The sequence below is a fragment of the Streptosporangium sp. NPDC006007 genome (genome assembly GCF_040614315.1).
Classification (GTDB): Bacteria; Actinomycetota; Actinomycetes; order Streptosporangiales; family Streptosporangiaceae; genus Streptosporangium.
This window is the reverse complement of record NZ_JBEXUG010000015.1, coordinates 68,344-91,337: the sequence shown is the minus strand read 5'-3', so window position 1 is coordinate 91,337 and position 22,994 is coordinate 68,344. Positions and strand designations below refer to the sequence as shown.

The 22,994-nt window shown below is 71.7% G+C and carries 14 protein-coding genes; 5 read left to right on the top strand and 9 right to left on the bottom strand.

Going from position 1 to position 22,994, the window contains the following annotated elements:
• Window positions 1-340: 340 nt before the first annotated feature.
• The 6 genes from ABZ194_RS14695 to ABZ194_RS14670 all read right to left on the bottom strand — a co-directional run bounded on the left by ABZ194_RS14695 (window position 341) and on the right by ABZ194_RS14670 (window position 11,062).
• Entirely contained in the window at window positions 341-2,077 is a 1,737-nt protein-coding gene (locus ABZ194_RS14695) for an ABC transporter family substrate-binding protein (RefSeq protein ID WP_355596199.1), read from the bottom strand.
• 13 nt (window positions 2,078-2,090) lie between these two features.
• Window positions 2,091-4,205, bottom strand: coding sequence for a dipeptide ABC transporter ATP-binding protein (locus ABZ194_RS14690; protein ID WP_355596286.1), 2,115 nt, complete (start codon window positions 4,203-4,205; stop codon window positions 2,091-2,093).
• 191 nt (window positions 4,206-4,396) lie between these two features.
• Window positions 4,397-5,308 (bottom strand): ABC transporter permease, encoded by a 912-nt coding sequence (locus ABZ194_RS14685; RefSeq protein WP_355596197.1) that lies wholly within the window; start codon window positions 5,306-5,308, stop codon window positions 4,397-4,399.
• A gap of 8 nt (window positions 5,309-5,316) precedes the next feature.
• Window positions 5,317-6,300, bottom strand: a complete 984-nt coding sequence (locus ABZ194_RS14680; protein ID WP_355596284.1) for an ABC transporter permease — start codon at window positions 6,298-6,300, stop codon at window positions 5,317-5,319.
• Window positions 6,301-6,455: 155 nt separating this feature from the next.
• Window positions 6,456-8,795, bottom strand: coding sequence for an AAA family ATPase (locus ABZ194_RS14675; RefSeq protein WP_355596195.1), 2,340 nt, complete (start codon window positions 8,793-8,795; stop codon window positions 6,456-6,458).
• Window positions 8,796-9,136: 341 nt separating this feature from the next.
• Window positions 9,137-11,062, bottom strand: coding sequence for a hypothetical protein (locus ABZ194_RS14670; protein ID WP_355596193.1), 1,926 nt, complete (start codon window positions 11,060-11,062; stop codon window positions 9,137-9,139).
• Between the two features lie 221 nt (window positions 11,063-11,283).
• Here ABZ194_RS14670 and ABZ194_RS14665 point away from each other — a divergent pair, with 221 nt between their 5' ends.
• The 5 genes from ABZ194_RS14665 (at window position 11,284) to ABZ194_RS14645 (ending at window position 16,707) form a co-directional block, all read left to right on the top strand.
• Window positions 11,284-12,846, top strand: coding sequence for an MFS transporter (locus tag ABZ194_RS14665; protein WP_355596191.1), 1,563 nt, complete (start codon window positions 11,284-11,286; stop codon window positions 12,844-12,846).
• Between the two features lie 115 nt (window positions 12,847-12,961).
• Entirely contained in the window at window positions 12,962-13,720 is a 759-nt protein-coding gene (locus tag ABZ194_RS14660) for a DoxX family membrane protein (RefSeq protein WP_355596189.1), read from the top strand.
• 1,021 nt (window positions 13,721-14,741) lie between these two features.
• The gene (locus ABZ194_RS14655) at window positions 14,742-15,296 is read left to right on the top strand and encodes a hypothetical protein (protein ID WP_355596187.1); all 555 of its coding nucleotides are present in this window, start codon (window positions 14,742-14,744) and stop codon (window positions 15,294-15,296) included.
• A 93-nt stretch (window positions 15,297-15,389) separates the two neighbouring features.
• Entirely contained in the window at window positions 15,390-15,974 is a 585-nt protein-coding gene (locus ABZ194_RS14650) for a VanZ family protein (protein WP_355596185.1), read from the top strand.
• A gap of 148 nt (window positions 15,975-16,122) precedes the next feature.
• Window positions 16,123-16,707 (top strand): HD domain-containing protein, encoded by a 585-nt coding sequence (locus tag ABZ194_RS14645; RefSeq protein ID WP_355596183.1) that lies wholly within the window; start codon window positions 16,123-16,125, stop codon window positions 16,705-16,707.
• Window positions 16,708-16,821: 114 nt separating this feature from the next.
• Here the strand turns inward: ABZ194_RS14645 and ABZ194_RS14640 are convergent, their stop codons facing one another.
• The 3 genes from ABZ194_RS14640 to ABZ194_RS14630 form a co-directional block, all read right to left on the bottom strand.
• Window positions 16,822-17,097: a hypothetical protein gene (locus ABZ194_RS14640; protein ID WP_355596181.1), complete on the bottom strand. Its 276-nt coding sequence runs from the start codon at window positions 17,095-17,097 to the stop codon at window positions 16,822-16,824.
• A 58-nt stretch (window positions 17,098-17,155) separates the two neighbouring features.
• A complete protein-coding gene (locus tag ABZ194_RS14635) occupies window positions 17,156-18,742 on the bottom strand; it encodes a protein kinase (RefSeq protein ID WP_355596179.1) in 1,587 nt (528 codons plus the stop codon).
• A 294-nt stretch (window positions 18,743-19,036) separates the two neighbouring features.
• Window positions 19,037-22,762 carry a protein kinase gene (locus ABZ194_RS14630; protein WP_355596177.1) on the bottom strand — a complete coding sequence of 1,242 codons (3,726 nt, stop codon included), beginning with the start codon at window positions 22,760-22,762 and terminating at the stop codon, window positions 19,037-19,039.
• Window positions 22,763-22,994: the final 232 nt, after the last annotated feature.

The following is a 22,994-nucleotide window of genomic DNA, read 5'->3' as shown; positions in this document are numbered from 1 at the left end:
GGTGATGCTCGATCTTGGAAGATCGGCGTCCACCAGGGGCCTTCCCTGTTCAAAAAGCGCACCTCCGGCAGACGGCCTGCGACCCGCTTAGCGATCCGGCATCGTTGAACGCCATTGCCTCCCCTCTCCATCACCTGTGATCGGATAAAGGAGATGAACAATCGCGGGAACAGTCACCTCCGGCCATGCGTTAATCACGCCCCGATAAGTCGATCATCAAAAGCCCATGCGTCTCAATCAAAAAATTCGATGTCGGGACAACGGAGGTTTGGCACTCCGGCCGCGCCTACCGATCTCCGAGTCGCCGGCGGCGGCTCGGCCGGCGTGGATCCGGCCGACCCTATTTGGTGAAGCCGATGTCCTGGTATCTCAGGTCGTAGAAACCCCGGGCCCCGTAATTGGCGATGGTCTTCTTGACCGCGACGTTCTGCGGGCGCTGGTAGAGGGTCACCACGTTCACCGCCTCCCAGATCAGCCGGTCGGCGGCGTTGGTGTCGGCGATGGCCTGGGCGCCGTCGAGGTCGGCGGTCGCCTTGTCCATGGCGGCGTTGATCTGCGGGGAGCCGATGCGGCCGAGGTTGGCGTTCCACTGCGGCCGGCCCTTGGTGTCCCTGGTGGCGTTGGCGTACTGGCCGTAGCCGCTGGAGACGGGGAAGGGCGTGCCCACGTAGGCGAACGCGGTGATGTCGTAGTTGCCGGGGATGATGTACTTGGTGAAGTAGTCGTCGCTGGGCACCGCCTGAAGAGTGATCTTGACACCGATCTGGGCCAGCATGCTCTGGGTGATCTCGGCCTCGGACTTGGTGAGCTGCAGGCCCGAGGGCATGACGAAGCGCAGGTTCAGCTCCCTGCCGTCCTTCATCCGGGTCTGCCCCGAGAGCCGCCAGCCCGCGGCGTCCAGCAGTTGCCCGGCCTTTGCCGGGTTGTAGGCGCCGACCTCACCGGCGTTGTCCTGGTAGCCGTCCTGGGTGTTCATGAAGAAGTGGTTGCTGAGCAGGACGATCGGCCAGTCGAGGCCCTGCAGGTCGGACTGGGCGATGGCCTGACGGTTGATGCCCATCGCGACGGCCCGGCGGACGTTGACGTCGGAGAGCTGCCCGCTCTCGCCGTTCAGGGTGATGTGCCGGAAGTCGGGTCCGGCCGCCTGCCGTATGATCGCGCCCTTGCTGCTCTTGGCCCGCGCGTAGTCAGGAGCGGACGGGCCCACGTCGAAGGTGTCCAGCTCTCCGTTGCTGAAGGCTCCGACCAGCGCGTCGCTCTCCAGCGCCCGGTAGATGATCTGGTCCAGCTTGGCCTTCTCCCCCCACCAGCGCTGGTCCCTGGCGAGGGTGACGGTCTTGGCCGTCTCGTCGAACGAGACGAACTTGAACGGGCCCGCGGTGACCGGGATCCGGTTCAGCCAGCCGTTGTTGAACGCCTCCGAGGTGGCGTTGGTGCTTTTAGGGTAGAGCGGGTCGAAGAGTGACTGCCAGTCGCCGAAGGGCTTGGCGAAGGTGATGACGGCCTCGTGGTCGTCCCTGCCCCTGACCACGCTCTCGATGTCCTGGTAACCGGTGGTGCCGGCGACGCGGTAGTCGCCGTTCCGGCCGTTCATCGCCTGCCACTGGGCCCGGTAGTCCTCCCAGGTGATCGGCGTCCCGTCGGACCATCCGGCCTTGGGGTTGAGCGTCAACGTGACGACCTGCTTGGGCTCGCTCTCGGTGATCTTCCCGGCCAGCAGATAGTCGGTGTTCGCCGAGATCTCACCCTTCTCGTTGGAGCGGAAGGCCGAGGGCATGAGCGCGTCGACGACCTTCTTGACCATCGCCATGTTGCCGTCGACGTGGTTGAGGTTCCAGTTGGCCGGATACTCGTTGAGTCCCCAGCGCAGCAGGCCGCCGTCCTTGACCTTGTCCCTCGGCACCGGGTTGATGTCGTACGCCCTGACCGCCGAGGTCGAGGTGGACGGCGACTCGTCCCCCTCACCGCGCGACTCCCCCGCCCCGCCCCCGCCCTGGCCTCCACAGCCGGCCAGGGCCAGCGAGCCGGTCACGGTCAGCGCCGCGGCGAACGCGCCCACGCGCCGGATTGATATCACAGTTCCTCCAGGGTTATACGACTTCGAGCTTCTCGGCGAAGTGACAGGAGGCACCGTGGTCCTCCCCGAACGGCCGGACCTGGGGCTCCTCGTTCACGCATCGGCTCCGGCCGGTCTCGTCGAGGGTCTTGAACGTGGGACAGCGGGTGCGGAAGCGGCAGCCGGAGGGGGGGTCGGCCGGGCTGGGCAGGTCGCCTTCGAGCAGGATGCGCCTTCTGGACCTTTCCTTCTCCGGGTCGGGCAGCGGGACGGCCGACAGCAGCGCCTGGGTGTAGGGATGCATCGGGGCGCCGTAGACCAGGTCGACCCGGCCTATCTCGGCGATCCTCCCGAGATACATGACCGCCACCCGGTCGGCGATGTGCCGGACCACGGCCAGGTCGTGCGCCACGAACAGGTAGGACAGGCCCAACCGGCCCTTCAGCTCCTCCAGCAGGTTGATCACCCCCGCCCGGATCGAGACGTCGAGCGCCGAGACCGGCTCGTCGAGCACGATCAGCCGGGGCTCCAGGGCGAGCGCGCGGGCGATGCCGATCCGCTGGCGCTGGCCGCCGGAGAAGTCCTGCGGATAGCGGGCCGCGTGGCCGGGATCCAGCCCGACCAGGCGGAGCAGCTCCCGGATCCTCGGTCCTGGATCCCTGGTCCCGTGTGTACGCAGCGGCTCGGCGAGGATGTCGTAGACGGTCATCCTCGGATCGAGGGAGGCCACCGGATCCTGGAAGACGACCTGCATCTCCCGCCGGATCGCCGTCCGCTCGCGGGCTCCCAGCGTCGAGGTGTCGCGCCCCAGCACCGCGATCGTGCCCCGCTGCGGCCTGGCCAGCTCCAGGATCTCCATCAGCGCGGTCGTCTTGCCGCATCCCGACTCGCCGACCAGGCCGAGCGTCTCCCCCTCGCGGATGTCGAAGCTGATGCCGTCCACCGCGTGGACCGTGCCGACCCTCCGCCGAAGGATCGTCCCCTTCGTCAGCGGATGGTGCTTGACGAGGTCCTTGACCGCCAGGACCACCTCGCGACCGGCGCGCGGCGGCCGTACCGGCGTCCGGTGAGAGGTCACGGGCCCGGCCACGCGACCACCGGCCCCCATCAGGTGGACCTGGGCGGGTGACCGGCCCTCGGCCTCGATCTCTCCCGCGCGCACGCACGCGGCCAGGTGGTCCGGTGAGCCCACCGCGACCGCTTCGGGCTCCTCCTCGGCGCAGACCGGGACGGCCAGCGGGCAACGCGGCTCGAACGGGCAGCCGGGCGGCAGCGCCGCGGGAGAGGGCGGGCTCCCGGCGATGGGGACCAGCGGCTGCCCGCCCCCCAGGTCCAGCCGGGGGATGGAGCCGAGCAGGCCCATGGTGTACGGCATGCGCGTGCGGTAGTACACCTCGTCCACCGGCCCGACCTCGACGGCCCGCCCGGCGTACATGACCAGGACCCGGTCGGCGAACCCGGCCACCACCCCCAGGTCATGGGTGATCATGACGATCGCCGCACGGGTCTCCCGCTGTGCCCTTTTCAGCACCTCCAGCACCTGAGCCTGGACGGTGACGTCGAGCGCGGTGGTCGGCTCGTCACAGATGATCACATCGGGGTCGTTGGCGATCGCCATGGCGATCATCACGCGCTGCCGCATGCCCCCGGAGAACTCGTGCGGGAACGCCCTGGCCCGCTGTGCGGCGTTGGGGATGCCGACCAGGTCGAGCAGCTCGACGGCCCTCCGCGCGGCCTGCTCCCCGGTGACCCTCTGATGGACGCGCACGGCCTCGGCGATCTGGTCGCCCACCCAGTAGACCGGGGTGAGAGCGGAGAGCGGGTCCTGGAAGACCATCGAGATGGTCTTGCCCCGGAAGGCTGTGAGCGCCTTCTCCTTCGCCCCCAGGATCTCCCCGCCCAGCAGCCGCACCGAACCGGTGACGCGGGCATGCGGCGGGAGCAGGCCGATCACGGCGAGCGCGGCGACCGACTTGCCGGATCCCGACTCGCCGACGATGCCGAGCACCTCTCCCGGACGGACCTGGTAGCTCAGCCCCCGTACGGCGCGCACCGCGCCGGCACCGGAGCCGAAGGTCACGTTGAGGTCGGCCACCTGGAGAACGGGCTCGGCCGGTTCCTCCCGCCCCGCCCGCCCCTGGCGTTCCATCCCCTCCGGGCCTTCTCGACTTTCCAGACATTCCGGGCGTTTGGCCCGTTCGCGGTTCTCCACCCGCCCCGGCTGCCCGAGGTGTTCCAGATCATCGAGGTGTTCCGGTTGTTTGGGATGTTCCAGATACTCCGGGCGAAGGATCCGGCCGTCGCGGGACCGTCCGCCCTCCGGGCGCCCATCGCGCTCACTCACCGCCCTCCCCTCCTCGCCGTGGGGTCGAAGGCGTCGCGCAGGGAGTCGCCGACCAGGTTCACCGCGAGCACGATGACGATCAGCAGACCGGCGCAGAACCAGAACGTCCACGGGGCGTAGACGGCCGTCCTGGCGCCGTCGGCGATGAGGCTGCCCAGCGAGACGTCGGGCGGCTGGATGCCGAATCCGAAATAGGACAGGGAGGTCTCGGTGAGGATCGCGGCGCTGACGTTCAGCGTGGCGTCCACGACCAGCAGCGAGGACATGTTCGGGATGACGTGCCGGAAGATGATCCTCGTCGGCGGCACCCCCATGAACCTGGCCGCCTGGACGAACTCCCGCTGCTTGATCGAGACGGTCATACTCCGGACGATCTTGGAGGTGACCATCCAGAGGAACAGCGCCAGCACAAGCACGAACAGTGGCCACTGCCCCTCGGCGAAGAGCGGCGACATGATCGCCAGGATCAGGAAGGCAGGAAGCACGAGCAGCAGGTCGGTGATCCAGGTCAGCACCCGGTCGGCCCAGCCCGTGAAGTATCCGGCGAAGGCGCCGACCACGGCCGCCAGCGCGGTGCCGACCACCGCGGCGAGCAGCCCGACGATGAGCGACTTCTGCATGCCGCGCAGCGTGACCGCGTAGACGTCGGCGCCGGTCTGCAGGGTGCCCCACCAGTGCTCACGCGAGGGCGGCTGGAGAAAGGCCGTGAAGTCCTTGTCGGTGTAGGTCCACCCGCCGAGGTACGGCCCGGCGAAGGCCAGCAGGAACATCAGCGCCAGGAGCGCGAACCCGGCGCGCCCCTGGAGGGAACCGAAGAAACGCCCCGCGACCACCCGGAGCCTGGAGGGCGCCGTGATCCTGTCGATGTCGGCCCGCTGCTCGGCGAGCTCCTCGTCGGCGATCGTCATCCTCGCCCTCACCCCACCCGGACGCGAGGGTCGAGGACGGCGTGAAGCACGTCGGAGACGAGCGACGCCACCAGCACCGCGAAGGCCGCGAAGCAGCTGATCGCGGCGACGGTGTTGACGTCGTTGGTGGAGATGGAGTCCACCAGCCACTCGCCCATGCCGTGCCAGCCGAAGATCTTCTCGGTGAAGGTGGTGCCGACCAGCAGCGCGCCGAAGGTGAAGGCGAAGTAGGTGACCGCCGGGATCAGCGCGGTGCGCAGCGCGTGCCTGGCCAGCGCGGTACGGCGGCGCAGCCCCTTGGCCATGGCCGTGCGGACGAAGTCGGCGCCCAGCACGTCGAGCATCATGTTGCGCTGGTAGCGGCTGTAAACGGCGATCAGCGCGAGGGAGAGGGAGAGCGTGGGCAGGATCAGATGCTGGAGCCGGTCCACCAGATGGGTGAGGAATCCGCCCTCAAGCCCGGGGGTCGCCTCACCGCTGACCAGGAAGACCTGGGCGCCGACCAGGTCGTTGAACGAGACCGCGCCGATGATCACGATGTTGGCCAGCACGACCGTGGGGACCGCGAGGACCGCGAAGGAGGCTCCGGTCGACAACCGGTCGAACAGGCCGTACTGCTTGACCGCCGCGCAGGCGCCGACGAGCACGCCGGTCAGGCTGCCGAGGAGCAGCCCGGCGGTGATCAGGCGCAGGGTGACGCCGATCCGCCGTCCGAGGTCCTCGCCGACCGAACCGCCGGCCACCGTCTTACCGAAGTCACCGTGGACGACGTCGCCCGCCCAGGTGAGGTAACGCTCCGGCAGCGGGGTCCGGTCGTTGAGGTTCAGTTCTGTGAGACGCGCGTCGACGACCGCCGGCGGGATGGGCGGGTTACGGCCCTCGTAGTTCGACCGGGGGTTGAGCGCGAAGGCCGCCAGCATGTAGGCCAGGCTCGTGGCGACGACGATCAGCACCAGGTAGTTGAGCAGCCTGCGGAGCAGGAATCCCGCCATCATGCCCCCCTTCGCCATCCTCCCGCTGTCGGTGGCCATCCTGCTACATCATGCGGCCAGTCAACTACTGGGAGTGCTCAATCGGGGGTTCGATCTCAGTCAAGGGCGGTGTTTACCACGCTACCCCCGCGAGCGGGGAAGGGTGAAGTCGCAGGTCAGCGCTCGGCGAGCTCGTCCACGGCGGCGCGCAGGTCCGCGCTGGTGATCGTGGTCAGATCCGCGGAGCTGGCGGTGCCGCCCAGGGCCGCCAGGCGCACGTCCCTGCGCATCGCGGCGCGTTCGAACAGCGAGCGGGCGAACCGGCCGTTGCCGAGGCCGTCGATCAGGCCGTCGTCGCAGACCCAGGTGAAGACCTCGGCCAGGTCGCGGCAGGCGGCCTCGTCGAACCGGTCGCCCGAGCCCTCGGCGAGCAACCCGGCGATCTCGGTGAGCTCGCCCGGCGAGTAGGAGGGGAAGTGCACGCGCTGACTGAACCTGCTGGCCAGACCGGGGTTGGTCGACAGGAACCCGTCCATCTCCCGCTCGTATCCGGCCAGAATGATCACCAGACGGTCGCGGTCGTCCTCGGCCCGCTTCAGCAGCGTCTGCACCGCCTCGGTGCCGAAGGCGTCACCGCCGGTGTAACCGGAGTTGACCAGGCCGTACGCCTCGTCGATGAACAGCACCCCGCCCAGCGCCCGGTCCACCAGCTCGTTCGTCTTGATCGCGGTGGCCCCGAGGTGCTGGCCGACCAGGTCGGCCCGCTGCGCCTCCACCACGTCGGGCTGGGCGAGCAGGCCCAGCGCGGCGAAGATGCGGCCGAGAATGCGGGCCACGGTGGTCTTCCCGGTACCCGGCGGCCCGGTGAAGACGAAGTGCCGCATCTGCGGCGGGGTCGGCAAGCCGCGCTCCTGCCGCATCCTGGCCACCCTGAGCTGCGCGGTGACCGCGTGCACCTGCCGCTTGACCGGCTCCAGACCGGCCATCCGGTCCAGGTCGGCCAGCGCCTCCTTCAGGGTGGGCATGGCCTGGTAGCGCCGGTAGCGGACGGTGAGCTCGTCGAACGCCTTGGCGACGTCGTGGACGGTGGTGGTCACCAGGTCCTCGGTGGTGGGCGAGCCACCCGCGCCCACCACCCGCACGTCGCGGGCCTGGGCCACCGCCTCCACCAGGCTGCGGACGAACCGCGCGTTGCCCAGCTCGTCCACGAGCGCGCGGCGGTGCACGTCCTCGAATCTGGCGAGCAGCGCGGGCCCGGCGCCCCCGGCCATCCGGTCGCCGCGCCGCCGCTGCAGCAACTCGGTGATCTCCAGCAGTTCGTCAGGACCGTAGCTGGGAAAGCGGACCCGGCTGGAGAAACGGCTCGACAGGCCGGGGTTGGAGGACAGGAACCCCTCCATCTCCTTCTCGTAGCCGGCCAGGATGATGATCAGCCGGTCGCGGTCGTCCTCGGCCCGCTTCAGCAGCGTCTGCACCGCCTCGGCGCCAAACCGGTCGGGCTGGCCGTCACCGGAGTTGACCAGGCCGTACGCCTCGTCGATGAACAGCACCCCGCCCAGCGCCCGGTCCACCAGCTCGTTCGTCTTGATCGCGGTGGCCCCGAGGAACTCCCCCACCAGGTCGGCGCGCTGGGCCTCCACCACATAGGGCGTCTCCAGCAGGCCGAAGGCGTAAAAGATCTTCGCGACGGTCCTGGCCACACTGGTCTTGCCGGTGCCCGGCGGGCCGACGAACACGAAGTGACGCATCGGCGGCTCGGTGGAGTATCCCGCCTCCCTGCGTAGCCTGGCCGCCTCGATCGAGGCGGCGATGGAGCGCACCTGCTCCTTCACCGGGGCCAGGCCGATCATGGCGTCCAGCTCGCCGAACGCCTCGTCCACGGAGATCGGCGGCGGCGCGGACCGGTCGGCCGGCGCGGGCACCGGCTGAGCGCCCTCGCGGGCCCGCAGCCGGACCCGGTGCTCTCCGCCCTCCAGCGCGGCCCTGACCTGACGGGCCCGCACGAAACGGTGAACCAGCACCGCGGCGGCCACGCCGTACGCGGCCCACAGGGCGACGGCCGGCCAGAGCACGGCGAACACGACGGCCGCCACGGCCGCGGAGGCGAGCGCCATGAGCGTGGTCAGCCACGGGGGGACCCAGCGGATGAGATGGGCGACCCCCGCCACCGGGAGGGCCAGAAGCGTCAGCGCCGTCGAGGCGGGCGCCTCCGTGCCGTACAGGCTCTGAAAGAGCGGCAGGAGCAGCAGCCAGGCGGCCACCACCACGAGTGTGGCCGCGGCGCGGGGAAAACGGAGGGTCAGCGCCGCGAAACCGAGCAGGACCATCGTGATGAGGAACGCGCCAAACGGCGACCAGCCCATGCCCAGCGCCAGCCCGACCGCCCCGATCAGCACACCGGCGTACATCGTCCTGCGCAGTGTGGGGGAGAGCCGGAAGTAGCGCAGCCGCACCTGCTCGAACGTCTCCCGCACCGCCGCGCGTCCCGCCGGCCGGGCCCTGTCGGATTCCCGCATCACGCCTCCCCGGTCCGCCCCCGGTTATACCGCACCGGGAAGACCTTTGCGCGTGCGTGAGCGTCACGCCACGCCGCCACACTGACACGATCAGATAAACGGATGAGACCGGATGAACCCCACGATCCGGGTGCCGGGTTTCTGCCCCGCGTTCCGCCGCCGAAACGATCTGCCCGAGTGGCCGTCTCCACCGACGCCGCCGCCGCGCCTCGCCCGGTGACCCCGTACCGCGCCGCACCGGCCCGAACCGCCTTGCCCGCCATCGCCGTACCGGCGCCCGCCTTACCGGCCCCGCTGGAGTCCCCGTGAAGGTTCACCCGGCCGGGGGCGTCCGGCGGGGTTCACTCGGCCGGGGTCACCCGGCCGAGACGGCGGCGTCCCCGATGGCGGCTCCGGTTGCGACTCTGGTGACGGCCCGGATACCCGGCGACCGCGACCTGTGTGGGGGTGACCCGGAGCACGCCCGCCTCGACGTCGCCGATCGCGATGCCGCGCACCTCGGCCCAGAAGCGGCGGTCCAGCGGATCCGCGACGAACACCGCCACCCTCGGGTCGCGTTCGGCCGCCTCCCAGGCGTCGTCGGCTGCGATCAGGCGGAGCTCACCACTCGGGCTGACCGAGCTGACCGCGCCGACCGCCATGACCCGAGGGCCGCCGGCGTCGGCGTAGGCGAGGACCACCCCCCGGGCGTAGGTGAAGACCCGCCGCACCTCGGCGTCGAGGGCCACCGGCGCTCCGGCGTCGCCCCGCAGGCTGTGGTCACGGCTCTCGCACATGATCAACGAGGACCGCCACGGGCCCGGGACACCTGACCACCACGTCTGCGCCGACCGCGCGGCGAACACCGCCACCAGCGCGGCCAGCACGACGGCCCCGGCCCACCAGGCCCGCACGACCGGCTCCGGGGACGAGCCCGGCACCGGTACGGCCATCACGCCGACGAGCACCGGTGGCCCGGCGACCAGCAGGGCGACGGCCGTCGCGAGCCAGCGGTCCGCCGTCAACGACCGGCGCAGGGCACCCGCGGACCCGATCCGGGAGGCCGCCCAGAGGAGGGCGGGCGGGATCGCCGGCGCGACCAGTGCCCACCGGGGCTCGCCCAGCAGCCGGACGGCCACCGTGACCACGGCCAGCACCGACCATCCCCGGACCACCAGCAGCCAGAGGGTCACGCCGATGTTCCGCGCGGCCGTACGGTTCCCGTGGACCGCGGCGAACTGGGCCAGCGCCCTGACCGGCCGCCCCCGCCAGGCCTCGACGCTCCCGCGCAGGACGAGCAGGATCACGCCGTTGAGGAGGACCAGCCCCGCCGGAACCACCCACCCGCCGTCCAGCGGACCGGGCTGCGAGCCGGGGACCCACGGGGGGAGGGTGGCGATCGCCGCCATATAGGCGGCGACGACGACCGGCGTGACCGTGACGGTCGCGCCGAGCCAGGGGTCACGGGCAAGCATGCGGGGGACGTAGGACCAGAGCCTGACCCGGCGCGCCTGCCTGAACGTGATCACCAGGACGGCGGGCAGCACGGCCGCGCCGCCGACCCTCGCCTCGGCGGCCAGCCCGGGGCCGAAGGCCACCACGGCGACCAGGGCGAGCGCCACGGCCAGCAGGACGCGGGTCTGCCGGGACCATATCTCCATGGCGTGCCTGGCCCGGCCGGTCTCGCGGGGATCGACCGGCCAGGCGGGGTCGTGATGACCCCGGGGGCGTTCCCAGCGCAGCAGGGTCAGGCCGAGGTTGACCCTGGCCGCGGGGTGATCGCCCAGGAGGCCCAGCGCGGTGCGGTAGGCGGTCTCGGCGCGGTGGTGCTCCCCGCGCAGCAGCGCGAGGTCGCCGACGAGGACGTGCGTGTCGGGCTCCTCGGGGGCGTAGCGGGCGGCTCTGGCCGCCTGGGCCGACGACTCGCGCCAGCGCCCCGGCACCCTGCGCAGCGCGGTGCCCAGGCGCAGGCGCGCGGCCCATGATCCGGGGGCCAGCCGTACGGCCTCCTCGGCGGCGGCCACGGCCTCCGCGTCACGGCCGAGCCGTTCGAACGCGAGGCTGGCGAGGCGGTATCCCCAGCCGCCCCCGGATTCGGCCCCCAGGTCGCGGTCCACCGCCTGGCGGGCCGCCTGCAGCGCGGCCTCCGGCCGGTCGCGCTCCAGCCAGGCGACGGCCACGGCGCACCACTCACGCACCTCGCCGGGGTCGCGCGACGGCGGGACCGGGGCGGGGTCCGGCTCGCCGGACCCGTTCACCACTGCGCCCCGTTCACCACTGCCGCTCACGGACCTCACGCTGACTTCTCACGATCGCCATCGTGCGGGCGAGATCACCGTTTGCCTAGATAGTAGATATATCCCTGTATCTCTCTAGAGAGGTCGCAAGCGGCGGCACAAGGTATGGCATTTGGGTACGAACCGATCTACCGATCATGGCTCGCCCACCACCCGGCTTGGCCTAAGCTGCGTCGCATGTTCGTCCAGGCCGGCAACTCCTTCAGCGGCCTATGACCGCCATGGGGGTCGCGGACGGTGCCGTCCGCACCGGGATCGACCCGCGAACGCGCGGGACCGGCCGCTGGTCGGTCCTGGTTCTGCTCTGCCTCAGCCTGCTGCTGATCGCGGTGGACGCCACGGTCCTGCACATCGCCGTGCCCGCGCTGACCGCCGCACTCGAACCGAGCTCGGTGCAGCTGCTGTGGATCATCGATGTCTACTCCCTGGTGGTGGCACCGCTACTGCTGACCTTCGGCACACTCGGCGACCGCTACGGGCGAAAACGCCTGGTACTGGCCGGTTATCTGGTGTTCGGCGTCGCCTCGGCGGCGGCCGCGTTCGCCCCGAGTCCAACCACCCTCATCGCCGCGCGGGCCCTGCTGGGCGTCGGCGGCGCCATGATCATGCCGGCCACGCTCTCCATCATCCGGCAGGTCTTCACCGACCGGCGGGAGCGCGCGATCGCGCTGGGGGTGTGGAGCGCGGTGGCCGCCGCGGGGGCCGCGGTCGGCCCGCTCGTCGGCGGCCTGCTCATCGAGCACCTCTGGTGGGGCGCGGTCTTCCTGATCAACGTGCCGATCCTGCTGGTGCTGCTGCCCGCGGCCGCCAGGCTCCTGCCGGAGTCCCGCGAGCGCGCCTCGCACCCGTGGGACGCGCCCAGCGCGCTGCTGTCGGTGCTCGGCATCCTCGCGCTGGCGTTCGGCCTGAAGGAGACGGGGTCCGGGCACGTGGGCGGCCTGGCGGTGTTCCTGTGCGGCATCGGGCTGCTGACCTGGTTCGTGCGCAGGCAGCGGAGGCTGACCTTTCCCCTGCTCGACCTGGAGCTGTTCCGGCAGCGGGCGTTCTCCGTCGGGGTGTGCGCCGTGCTGCTGACCGTCTTCGCCCTGGTCGGCCTGGAGTTGATGCTCGCCCAGTATCTGCAGCTCGTGCTGGGCGACAGCCCGTTCCAGGCCGCGCTCCGCCTGCTGCCGCTGATGATCGCCTCGGTCGCGGGCGGCCTCGCCGGAGCGCGGCTGCTGCGCCGGTTCGGGCTGCGCACCACGATGGGCGGCGGCCTGGCGCTGACCACGCTCTCCCTCCTTCCCACCCTGACCTGGGGCACCGAGCGGCACGCGCTGATGCTCGCGCTCTGCTTCGTCGGCATCGGCTTCGGCATCCAGGTGACCCTGCTGGCCGCCTCCGACACGATCATGTCGTCCGCCCCCGAGTCACGGGCGGGCGGTGCCGCGGCGGTCGAGGAGACCGCCTACGAGCTCGGCGCCGGGCTCGGGGTCGCGGTCCTCGGCACGATCACCAGCGTCGTCTACGCGCCCTCGCTGCTCTCGGTCCCCGGCGTCCCACCGGACCTGATGGGCATGGCCCGCCAGTCGCTCGCCGCCGCCGCGCACGTGGCGCGGGAGATCGGCGGCGACGCCGGGACCGCGCTGCTCAGTGCCGCCCGCGTCGCGTTCGTCACCGGGCTGCACTCCACGATCGTGGTGAGCGTGCTGCTGCTGGGCGCGATCGGCACGACGGTGGCGGCGCTGCTCCCCCGCCGATCGGACGACCAGGACGACCAGGACGACCGGCGTTGACGGACGGCCTTCCCCCGGGTTCACAGACGGGCTCGACCAGCGCTCTTTCCATCAATTATCGGCAAAAACGGTAAATCCCCACCAGAACGGTGAATCTCCACCAGAATGAGGAGTCGTGCAACGAACCCTCCACGACCTCGCCGTCCTGGCCGCCAGGCTGGGAGTGGGCGGAATCTTCTTAGCCAACGGCTGGCAGAAGCTCGAATCAGGTCTGACCGCCACCGGTGCCCAGTTCGCGACCTTCGGCGCTCCCAACCCGGGAGCCTGGGCCGCCACCACGATGCTGATGGAACTCATCGGCGGAACCCTGCTCGTGGTCGGCCTCGCCGTACCCGTCTGCGGGCTGCTGCTGTTCTGCGAGGCCGTCGCGGTCTTCGTCGTAGCCAGAGGTGAGCACGGCCTGCCGCTCACCGACGGTGACGTCAGCCTGATCGTGGCGATCGGCGCGGCCTCCATCCTCCTCGCCGTCGGCGGCGCGGGCCGCCTGTCGATCGACCACATGGTGGTGATCAAACGACGGGAGGCGGTGGCCGCCGAGGACCTCGCCGTCGAGGCCGAGGCCGACGACATCATCTCCGCGCTACGCGAACCGGAGGCCGCCAAGGCCGTCCCGGCCGAGCCGATCCCGGCGTCCGCGGCGGGCAAACCCGTACGGGCCGCGGGGTCCGGCCGGACGGCGCGGACCGACCAGGCGGACAGACCCGCGCAGTCCACGCCCGAGGACGCCCCCGGACCCGGCGGAGACACCGCGGAGCCTCCCGCGGCCCGCCCCCGTGGCGGCCGCCGGAGTGCGACCTCGAAGACCGCGGCCGGTTCCGCCAAGGGCGGCGACACCCTGGTGGCGGGAGAGAAGGACAGACCCGCCGGGCGATGACCGGCCCGGTCCGATCCGCTCCCCCCATCGGGGAGCGGCCGAGAACCATGGCCTCGCAGGCGAACGGGTGAAGGCCGCGGGCCGGAGGCGTGGCGGCGCTCCCCCCAGATCACGCCGCCACGCCGACGCGGCGGGTTCAGCCGGGCAGCAGGACCGTCCAGATCACCCCGGCTCCGTCGAACGACCGCCCGGAGGCCGGGTGCGCCCGGTGCCCGTCGCCAGGCAGCCCGGTCCGCCCCGCGCGGGCCCGGCCTCCGCCCGTGCGAGGTGCGGGGGGCGTCGTCCGGCGGGTGCGGGACCGGCACTCCGGGCGTGCTCGCTCGCGCGTCCGGTACGGTCCCCGGCGGTCCGGGGCGCAGGAGCGGCCCGAGACGGCGTCGGGACCTCGCCGGGACCGTCGTGCGCATCGCTGGTGATCCCATGGCGCCGGAGCCTCGTCGGCCGTCCGGTCCGCGGCGGATACGGCGTGCGGTTGAGCCGGTAGACCGAAAGCGATCATCGCTCTCTGTCTCCTTTCAGTACGGGAGACGTGTGTGATGGACCTCCCCTCCAAGAATGCCGCCCGGCGGCCGTCTTCGGCAGTCCTGCGTCTACGACGGTATGTCCGCACATTGAGTTGTGTTTCTTGTAGAACCTTCGGCAGTTTATGTAGGACCGTGAAGAACCGGCATGGCAACACCAGCGTCCAGACGTCGGCGGCGGCGGCCAGGCGGACGACACCCGTCCGTCACACCGCCCGGGCACCGATGACATCGGTGACGCCGCCGCCTCGACGGCTCCGCCGTTTTAGCGCATCCCGGCACGGTGACCAAAGGAAACGGGCCCTCACACGGCCGGGGCATCGTTGATCATCCAGGGGTTTGCGGATAGGTTCCCGCTTGAACGAAAAGCGCGCGAGGAAAAATAAGAGAAAGGATAAAGAGAGATATTTATCCCTTTGTCCACACTATGGCGACTGCTGGCATTTTTCCGTATCACGCTCGCTCCTCATCCCGAATTCAACCCAACGGGAGGACTCGTCTTGCTGGATCGCCGCCCTTTCCCCACCGCCGTCCGGCGTTCGGCCGCCACACTGGTCACGATCCTCACCTCCTGCGCCGGACTGGGCGTCACGGCTCCCACAGCGAACGCGACGAACCCGGTTCACCGGGCGAACCCGGCGAACCCGGTGAACCCGGCCGACTCCACCAACCCCGCGGGCAGGGCCGACGCGAGCGACGTCCCCTCCATCGACGACTGCGGAAGCCTCACCCTCTCCGGTTCCGCGTTCGGCTATCTCGACAACGGAACGCTCAGCGCCGGGTTCTGCGTCGGCCTGAAATCCATCCGCCGGATCAACATCGCCTACGACAAGACGGGAGGAGGCGCCACGACCGTACGGCTCGGCTACCAGCGGACGAACAGCGCCGGGGTGGGGATCGGCAAACCGGTGTACGGCTCCGTCCTGACCGCGACGTCGGGCAACACCACCCTCAGGAGCCTCTACCCCGTCCTTCCCCCCGGCTGCTACCACGGCGTGATGTTGAACACCGCCACCCGGTACCAGTACGTCACCAAGGTCTGGGGCGAGTGCTGACGGCGGCGGCCGGTCGCCGGGCACCGATACCCCCACGGCGAGGGCCCCGCCCGCCGGACCCATCGAAACCGCAGTCATACGTGGAGCACGCCCATGCCGGTGCCCGTTGAGGTCTTCCTGTCGAACCGCGGCCTCTGGACGCCGACCGCCTGTCTGCTGATGATCTGCGCCGTACTCTCGGCGCTGCTCACCGCGAGGGTGGCCGGTCTGCTCGGCTCGGGCAGAACTCCGGCGTTCGCCTGGCTGCTCTCCGTGTCGGTCATCCTGGCGTTCACGCTGCCGGCGCGGATCCCGCCCGGTGGACTGCGCCCGCTGCTGGACGGACCGCTCCTCTGCTCGATCGGAGCCCCGAGGGGGATCGCCGAGATCGTGGACCCGCAGAACCTCCTCAACGTGCTGCTCTACGTTCCGGCGGCACTCCTGGGGACCTTGGTGACCGGCCGCCCCCTGAGGGTCGCCTCCGGGCTGGCGGCGACCTCGGTGTCGATCGAGATCGTCCAACTGCTCTCGTCCACCCGGAGCTGCGACACCACGGACATGCTCTTCAATGTCCTCGGCGCCCTCGTCGGGACGGGGGTGGGAACCGTCGTTCTCCACATGACATCCTCGAAGGACGCCGTACCGAGGCGGTCTCCCCCCGCAAAGGCCCACGGGCGCGGCGAGCGCTGTGACCGGTGACCGCGAGGAGAACCCGGCAGGTGCGGACGCCCGCGAGCATCCCTCGCGCCCTGCGGCCCCGTGTCGCCGTGTCGCGACGGTTCCGGCGGAAACACGGGGCGATCATCTACGCTCTGCCCATGAGCCACCGAGGAGGGAAGGGGGCCACATGGCGGAGGAAATGTCGAAACTGACGGGCCTGCTGTACGAGATCGGCCTGCTCAAGCGCTACCGTCGCACGGGCTGGCTGGTCGCCGGGGTACGAGACCCGGAGAGCGTCGCGGACCACTCCTTCCGAACGGCGATCATCGCGAGCGTGATCGCCGCGCTGGAGGGCGGCAACCCCGAGCGCGCGGCGTTCATGAGCCTGTTCCACGACACGCAGGAGACACGGATCACCGACATCCCCTACCTCGGCAAGCGCTATCTCGCGGCGGCCCCCAACGAGGAGGTCACCGCCGACCAGACACGCGGTGTCCCCGGGCCGGTGGCGGAGATGGTGCGCGGCGCGGTCGGCGAGTACGAGGAGAAGGCCAGCCTGGAGGCGGTCTGCGCCCGCGACGCCGACAAACTGGAATGCCTGCTCCAGGCCGTCGAATATCGTGAGCAGGGACATCAGAACGTCCAGCCGTGGATCGACAGCTCGCTGGCCGTCCTGAAGACGCCGTCCGCGCAGCGTCTCGCGGACGAGGCGCTCCGCACGGGCTCGCTGGACTGGTTGACACACGCCCTCAACGGAGACCGGGACACCTGACGAGCGCCGGCGGCCACGTCCGCCCGAGTACCCCGGAGCCGCCGGCCGGCCCGGCGCGGCCCTCCACAGATCAGGTGGTCCCGGCTCAGGTGGTCCCGGCCGGAGTTGTGAGCGCTATGCGGAGGTTGTCTTCCGTGTCCCTTTCTGCATCGGGATCCCGACCCGGTCCACGATCGCCTCCGCGCCCTCCTGGCGGGCGCAGTGCGCGCTGCAGAACCAGCTCCGCTCGGCCTGGGCCCCGTGACCGACGATCTTCACACCGCAGTGTTCGCATACCGGCGCCATCCGCTGGATCGCGCATTCGAAACTGTCGAAAACGTGCACGACCCCCTGGGCGTGCACCTCGAAGGTCATGTCATAGTCGTTGCCGCAGACTTCACACTTCGCCATGGCTTCTCCCGAAAACTCCAGGCGTTTTACCGTTTAGGTCTACCCGGACAGGCGGGGCTCAGACAGGTGCCGCCAGCCATATCACCGCGATGACCAGCGCGAACACCATGACAAAGATCACGGCGGACGGGATCCGCCGGGCACGGGTCACGAGGCGTCGCCGGTCGACCTCGATCCACTCACGCAGCCGGGGCCAGGCGTACGGCAGCGCCGGATGGGCAAGACGGACCGTGTCGCCTCGCCGGACGATCAGGGGGCCGAACGCCTCGGCGACCCGTTCCTCAGACGCCGAGGCCGGCGGGGGAGCCGCCGGGCCATCGGTGGAGGCGGCGGCGAGCCGGAGGAACATCCTGGAGGCGAGCACGCGCCCGGCCGGGTCCAGCGCGGTGTAGGCGTCCTCGGCCACGGCCCCCAGCCCCGGGTCGTCACAGGGGGTACGGAGCCCGGCGGCCACCCGGTCACCCGCGACGAGCAGGAAGTCCGTGGTGAGGGGGGCGTCCGCGGCGAGCAGAGCGTCGATCAGCCGCGGCCGCCCGCCGAACACCGCCCCGGTGGTGAGCGGTGCCCGCGCGGCGAGCAACGCCTCCATGAACGGCGCCCCGGCCGTCAGCGTCTCCACCGGCGACGGCTCCGCGTACCGCGGTTCCAAGGACGACGGTTCCAAAGGCGGGGGTTCCAAAAGCGGGGGTTCGAAGGGCGGGGACTCCGCCGACGCCGGTCCCCCGAACGGAGAGGCACCGGAGTCGTCCCCGACATTCCCGGCTTCCCCGGCGCCCTCATTACCATTGGCATTCCCGGCGAGCCCGAGTGAGACCCGCGCGTCCTGCCTGACCAGGGCGAGCAGCACGTCCCGGGCGGACGGCCTGGCGAGGGGGGCCTTGGCCAGAGCCTCGGCGACCAGGACGCGCAGCGGGCCGGGAAGGGCGCTCAGGTCGGGGTCCACCGAGAGCACCCGGTGCATGACGGCCCCCAGGCTCCCGCCGATGAACGGGTCCACCCCGGTGGCCGCGTAGAGCACGGTCGCCCCCCAGGCGAACACATCGGCCGCGGCGCCGCCCTCCTCGCCGGTGAACACCTCGGGCGCCGTATAGGCCGGCGCACCGGCTGGCGGCCCGGGCCGCGGCGCCGTACCGGCCGCGTCCGCCATCCCCCAGGGCGAGGGCCACACCGTCCCCGTGGCACGCGCCGCCCCCATGGCACGCGCCGTCCCGAAGCCGATCAGCCGAGGGCCGTCAGGACCGAACAGCACGGTGTCGGGCGTGAGGTCACGGTGGACCAATCCGGCGTGGTGGAACGCGGTCAGCGCGGTGGCCACGGCGGTGGCCAGGCGGCGCAGGTCGTGACCGGCGAGGACTCGGCCGGCCTCGCGCAGGCTGGGCCCCGCCACGTACTCGCTGACGATGTACGGCCCCGGCCCGTCAAGACCGGCGTCGATCATGCCCGCCGTACAGAACGGCGCCACCCTCCGCGCCGCCGCCACCTGTCCGGTGAGCCGTCTCCACAGCTCAGGATCGCCGGACGGCACCTGTACGGCCACCCGCCGCCCGGCCGGGCCGTACGCCTCGTAGACCACGCCCCGGCGGCCCGAACCGAGACGCCCGGCCAGCCGGTACTCCCCCAGGCACTGCGGATCCCCTTCGGTCAAACTCGCCGCGACTCTCATGTGGTGTTGGATGCGATCTTCCAGCGGAAAGTTTGGCCGGTACGGCGACCACGTACTTTTACCGGGTCTGCGGCCTGTCCACCACACCGGTACGGCGGGTGGTGTCACCTCCCTGACCGGCGCCGGTGAACAACGTGCGGTCCGGTGAGAAATCGCGCCCCCCGCACCGGCCCCGTTTTCAGCGGGTGCCGCGTCGCCGCGGGTCGGACGCCGTGCAAGGTCCTGCGCCCCGGGTAATCGTCCCAGGTCGATCAGGGTTGTCTGCGGAGTGCGCGACTAGCCTGGACATATCTTGCGATAGGGGATCTCTCCCATGAAGGTGGTCCACTCCGCCGGTGAGAGCGCACGGCCCGCCCGCTCACAGACCGCCCTCGCGACCAGCTCCGGATCGACCGGATGTTCCGCCAGCGTGCCGGCCGAGTCGACGGTGACCAGCCGGGAGCCGTCGGCGGTGAACGCCAGCGACCGCAACGTCCCGGTGCCCACCGGGATCGGCCTGCCGAGACGGCGCCCGGTCGCGATGTCCCACAGAGCCACCGCCCCGCCCCCGCCGTCATCCCCGCCCCCGCGCCCGTCGGCGGCGGCGGCGACCACGTCGCCGCGCGGCGAGTAGGCCAGCCGGGCCCCGGCACCCGCACCGCCCCTGATCGGGGTGCCCACCCGTTTCCCCGTGGCGGTCTCCCACACCGAGATCCGCCCCGCCCGGTCGGCGACGGCGAAACCGGCGCCGTTCCCGCCGAACTCCAGCGCGGTCACCGGGCCGTCGACGGCCGGTGGGCCGTACGGGAGGCCGAAGGGTCTGCCGGTCGCCGCGTCCAGCAGCCGCTGTTCGCCTCCGACGAGCGCGAGGGCCCGGCCGTCCGGGGTGAAGCGGAGCGCGCCGGGACGGCCGCCCGCGTGGGACCAGCGCCGTCGGCCGCCGGGCACCTCCCAGGCGTACACCTCCCCCGCCCTCCCTCCGAGCCCCTCGGCGGGGTCCGCGTACACCACCCGGGAGGCCACCGCGGTGCCGTCGGCGTTCAGCGCCACGGCGGACATCCGGCCGTCCCCGGTGGTCCTGATCACCGCGATCCGCTCGGAGGTGGAGGTGTCCCAGATCTCCAGACCGGCGGCCGGGTCGCCGCCGACGGCCGCCAGGCGTCTCCCGTCACCGCTGAAGGCCATCCCGAAGGAAGAGCCGCCGACGCCGGCGCCGAGGGTCAGGGTCGCGACCGGCTCACGGCGCCGGACGTCCCAGATCCGGATCCTGTCCGACCGCTCATCCCTGACGGCGAGCAGCCGCCCGCCCGGGCTGAGCTCCGCCCAGGCCGCACCGGCCCCTCTGAGCACGTCGGGCCTGGTCAGGTCGGCGATGTCGAGGGCGGTCACCGACCCCTCGGTGAGATAACGCAGGGTATGCCCGTCCGGGTCGAAGGCGACGGCGGGTTCGAACGCGTCGATCCGCTGGGTGAGCAGGAGTTCGCCGTCCTCAACTCGCCAGAGCCTGACGCTCGTCCGGGCCGCGGCGGCCAGGAAACGGCCGTCCTGGCTGAAGCGCAGCACACCTCCGTTGCCCCGGGAGAGCACACGCCCCAGGTCGGCTCCGGTGACCGCGTCGTACAGCCGGACGGTGTCCTCACCGCCCACCGCGGCGATGGCGCCATCCGGGCTGTAGGCCACGCGTGCCGCGCAGCCGGCGCACCGGTCTCCGAGACGGGTGCCGCGCAGGCCTTCCAGGGTCCAAGCCGCCGCGCCCCGGCCCGGATCACCGACCACGAGGCGACGCCCGTCGGCTGTGACGTCGAAGGTGGCGGCGGAGGTCCCGTCGAAGGCGACGGAGGATACGGAGAAGACGGAGGAGGCGGGAGCGGAGGCGAAGGACGTGGAGGCGGTGGCAGGGGAGACCGCGGCGGAGGCGGAGGAGTTCACGCCCGCGACCGGCGGAAACCACCTCTCGCCGGTCGTGAGGTTCCAGACCGTGAGCCTCCTCCCCTCCGTCACCAGAAGCCGGTCCTCGGCCTGGCCGAAGAGGGCACGGGGCTCGCCACCGCCGTCCCGCACCGCGAGGGCCGCGCCGGTCGGCCTGCCCTTCGCCACGTCCCAGACCTTCAGCTCCCGTCCGGCGATCACAGCGAGTAGCCTGCCGCCGGGACTCAGCGCGACCCACCGCGGGTCGTCGCCGATGCCCCGGAAACCGCCGATGCGCCTGCCGGTCCGCACATCCCAGATTCGCGCCTCGTCCCGCCCGGCGCTGACGAGCGTGCGCCCGTCCCGGCTGAGTGCCCGGAACGTCCGTGACGCGGTGACCGGATCATGGAAGGTGGACGTCTCCCGCTGGGCCAGCGAACCGGTCAGGCTCGCCCTGGCCTCGGTCACCGGGGCCAGCCGCCAGGCGGCGACGCTGAGCAGCATGGCCCTGACCGGGTCGGCGACCCGTAACTCGTCGGCCGTCACGGCGAGCCGCCTGGCCTCCGCCCGGTCACGCTGGAGTGCGACGGCCGCGCCGCCCGCGCCGGCCCGCCTGCCCTGCTGTACGGCGGGCGCCCCGGCTGCGAACACGACCACCAGCAGCCCGGCCAGGGCCACCGAGAGTGCCCGGCCCCGGCGGGCACGGCGCCGGGCAAAGGCGACGGACGCCTCCAGGAAGTCGCGCTCGGCCCGGTCGAGGGTGAGGTCACGGCGTCCAACCGCCGCCCAGCGAACGGCGCTCTCCAGGGTGCCGCCCCGGAACAGGTCGCCGTTCCCGCGCCCCCGGGCCCGCCAGTGCCGGGCGGCGGCACGAATGCCGCGGTGGGCGGTCAGGCCGTCCAGGTTCGCCCGGACCCACACGCGCAACCGGGGCCACGCCTGGGGCAGCGCGGGCCGAGACAGCCAGACCTCGTGGTCGTCGTGGTCGACCAGGTGGGCGAAGACCTGAAGCACCCGCCTGACGGCGGCCGCCTCGGCCGCCGGCCGCCCGTCGAGGAGTTCGGCCCACCGCGCCCGCCGTACGGTCAACTCGCCGTCGTCGGTCACGGTGACCAGGCGGAGGAGGATCTCGGGGAGGAACTCCCTCCCGGCCAGGTCGAGCGTGGCGTGGGCCCGTTCGGCGAGGGGGCCGAGCGCGGGATCCTGGGAGACGGAGCGGATCCGGGCCCCCGCGGCACCGCCGGCGGCGAGCAGCCGCGGAGTGTCGAGCCCGTCGTTCTCGCCGGCGAGGGCGAGCAGCAGGTCCCCGGCCGCCGGCCTGGCCCGGGGATCCGTGGCGAGCGAGGCGGCGACGAGCGGGCGGAGCCGTTCCGGCAGCATGTCCAGCTGGGGCTGGACGGACGGTATCCCGCCGGGGCCTTCGGCGCGGAACGGGTCCGTCCCCGTGGTGGCGAAGAGCACGACGCCGCCCCAGGCGAACACGTCGGCGGCCGTGCCCGCGCACTCGCCCGTGAAGATCTCGGGAGCCGTGTAGGCGGTCTCAGGGGCCGAGTCGCCGGGGGCGGCCCGCCTCGGGCCGGTCGCGGCCGACGGCGTGCCCGGCCCGCGGGCGCCCCCGAAGCCGATCACTCGGAGACCGTCCGGGCCGAGCAGTACGGTGCCTGGCCGCAGGTCGTGGTGGACGGCCCCGGCGTGGTGGATCGCGGTCAGCGCCGTGGCGACGGCGGTCGCCAGGTGGTGTAGGTCGCCTCCGGTGAAGCGGCGCCCGTCGACGACGGCCCCGCGCAGGCTGGGACCGGCGACGTATTCGGAGACGATGTACGGCCTCGGCCCGTCGAGACCGGCGTCCAGGACCGCCGCCGTACAGAACGGGGCGACTCGCCGGACCGCGGCGGCCTCGCGCTGGAACCGGTCGCGCAGCTCGGGGTCGGCGTCCACGTCACCGTGGAGCACCTTGACCGCGACCCGCCCGCCCTCGGCGTCGTATGCCTCGTAGACCACGCCCCGGCGGCTCGCGCCCAGCCGCCCCGCCAGCCAGTAGCCGCCCAGGCGCCGCGGGTCCCCGTCGATCAGCCCGGCGCTCATCTCCCGCCTCCGTTCCGGCTTGTTGGACACACCGCTTGACACCATAGTTCGGCCGATGTCACACACTCAGGAGATGTCTGGTCCTCCTTACGTGAACGATGATGAAGATCTCGCGGCCGAGTTCGGCGCCATCCGGCCACGGCTGGTCGGTGTGGCCTACGGGCTGCTCGGCGGCCTCGACGAGGTGGGCGAGGCCGTGGGGCGGTCCCCGCCGCCCGTCGCCGCTCGCGGCCCGCGCCCGCGGACACGTCGCGGCCGGGGC

What these genes read in the sequence shown, in the direction of transcription:
- ABZ194_RS14650 (WP_355596185.1), top strand. Translation starts at nt 15,390, where the DNA reads ATGCCGGTGCCCGTTGAGGTCTTCCTGTCGAACCGCGGCCTCTGGACG.
- ABZ194_RS14680 (WP_355596284.1), bottom strand. Translation starts at nt 6,300, where the DNA reads ATGGCGGGATTCCTGCTCCGCAGGCTGCTCAACTACCTGGTGCTGATC.
- ABZ194_RS14665 (WP_355596191.1), top strand. Translation starts at nt 11,284, where the DNA reads ATGACCGCCATGGGGGTCGCGGACGGTGCCGTCCGCACCGGGATCGAC.
- ABZ194_RS14640 (WP_355596181.1), bottom strand. Translation starts at nt 17,097, where the DNA reads ATGGCGAAGTGTGAAGTCTGCGGCAACGACTATGACATGACCTTCGAG.
- ABZ194_RS14645 (WP_355596183.1), top strand. Translation starts at nt 16,123, where the DNA reads ATGGCGGAGGAAATGTCGAAACTGACGGGCCTGCTGTACGAGATCGGC.
- ABZ194_RS14675 (WP_355596195.1), bottom strand. Translation starts at nt 8,795, where the DNA reads ATGCGGGAATCCGACAGGGCCCGGCCGGCGGGACGCGCGGCGGTGCGG.
- ABZ194_RS14685 (WP_355596197.1), bottom strand. Translation starts at nt 5,308, where the DNA reads ATGACGATCGCCGACGAGGAGCTCGCCGAGCAGCGGGCCGACATCGAC.
- ABZ194_RS14690 (WP_355596286.1), bottom strand. Translation starts at nt 4,205, where the DNA reads ATGGAACGCCAGGGGCGGGCGGGGCGGGAGGAACCGGCCGAGCCCGTT.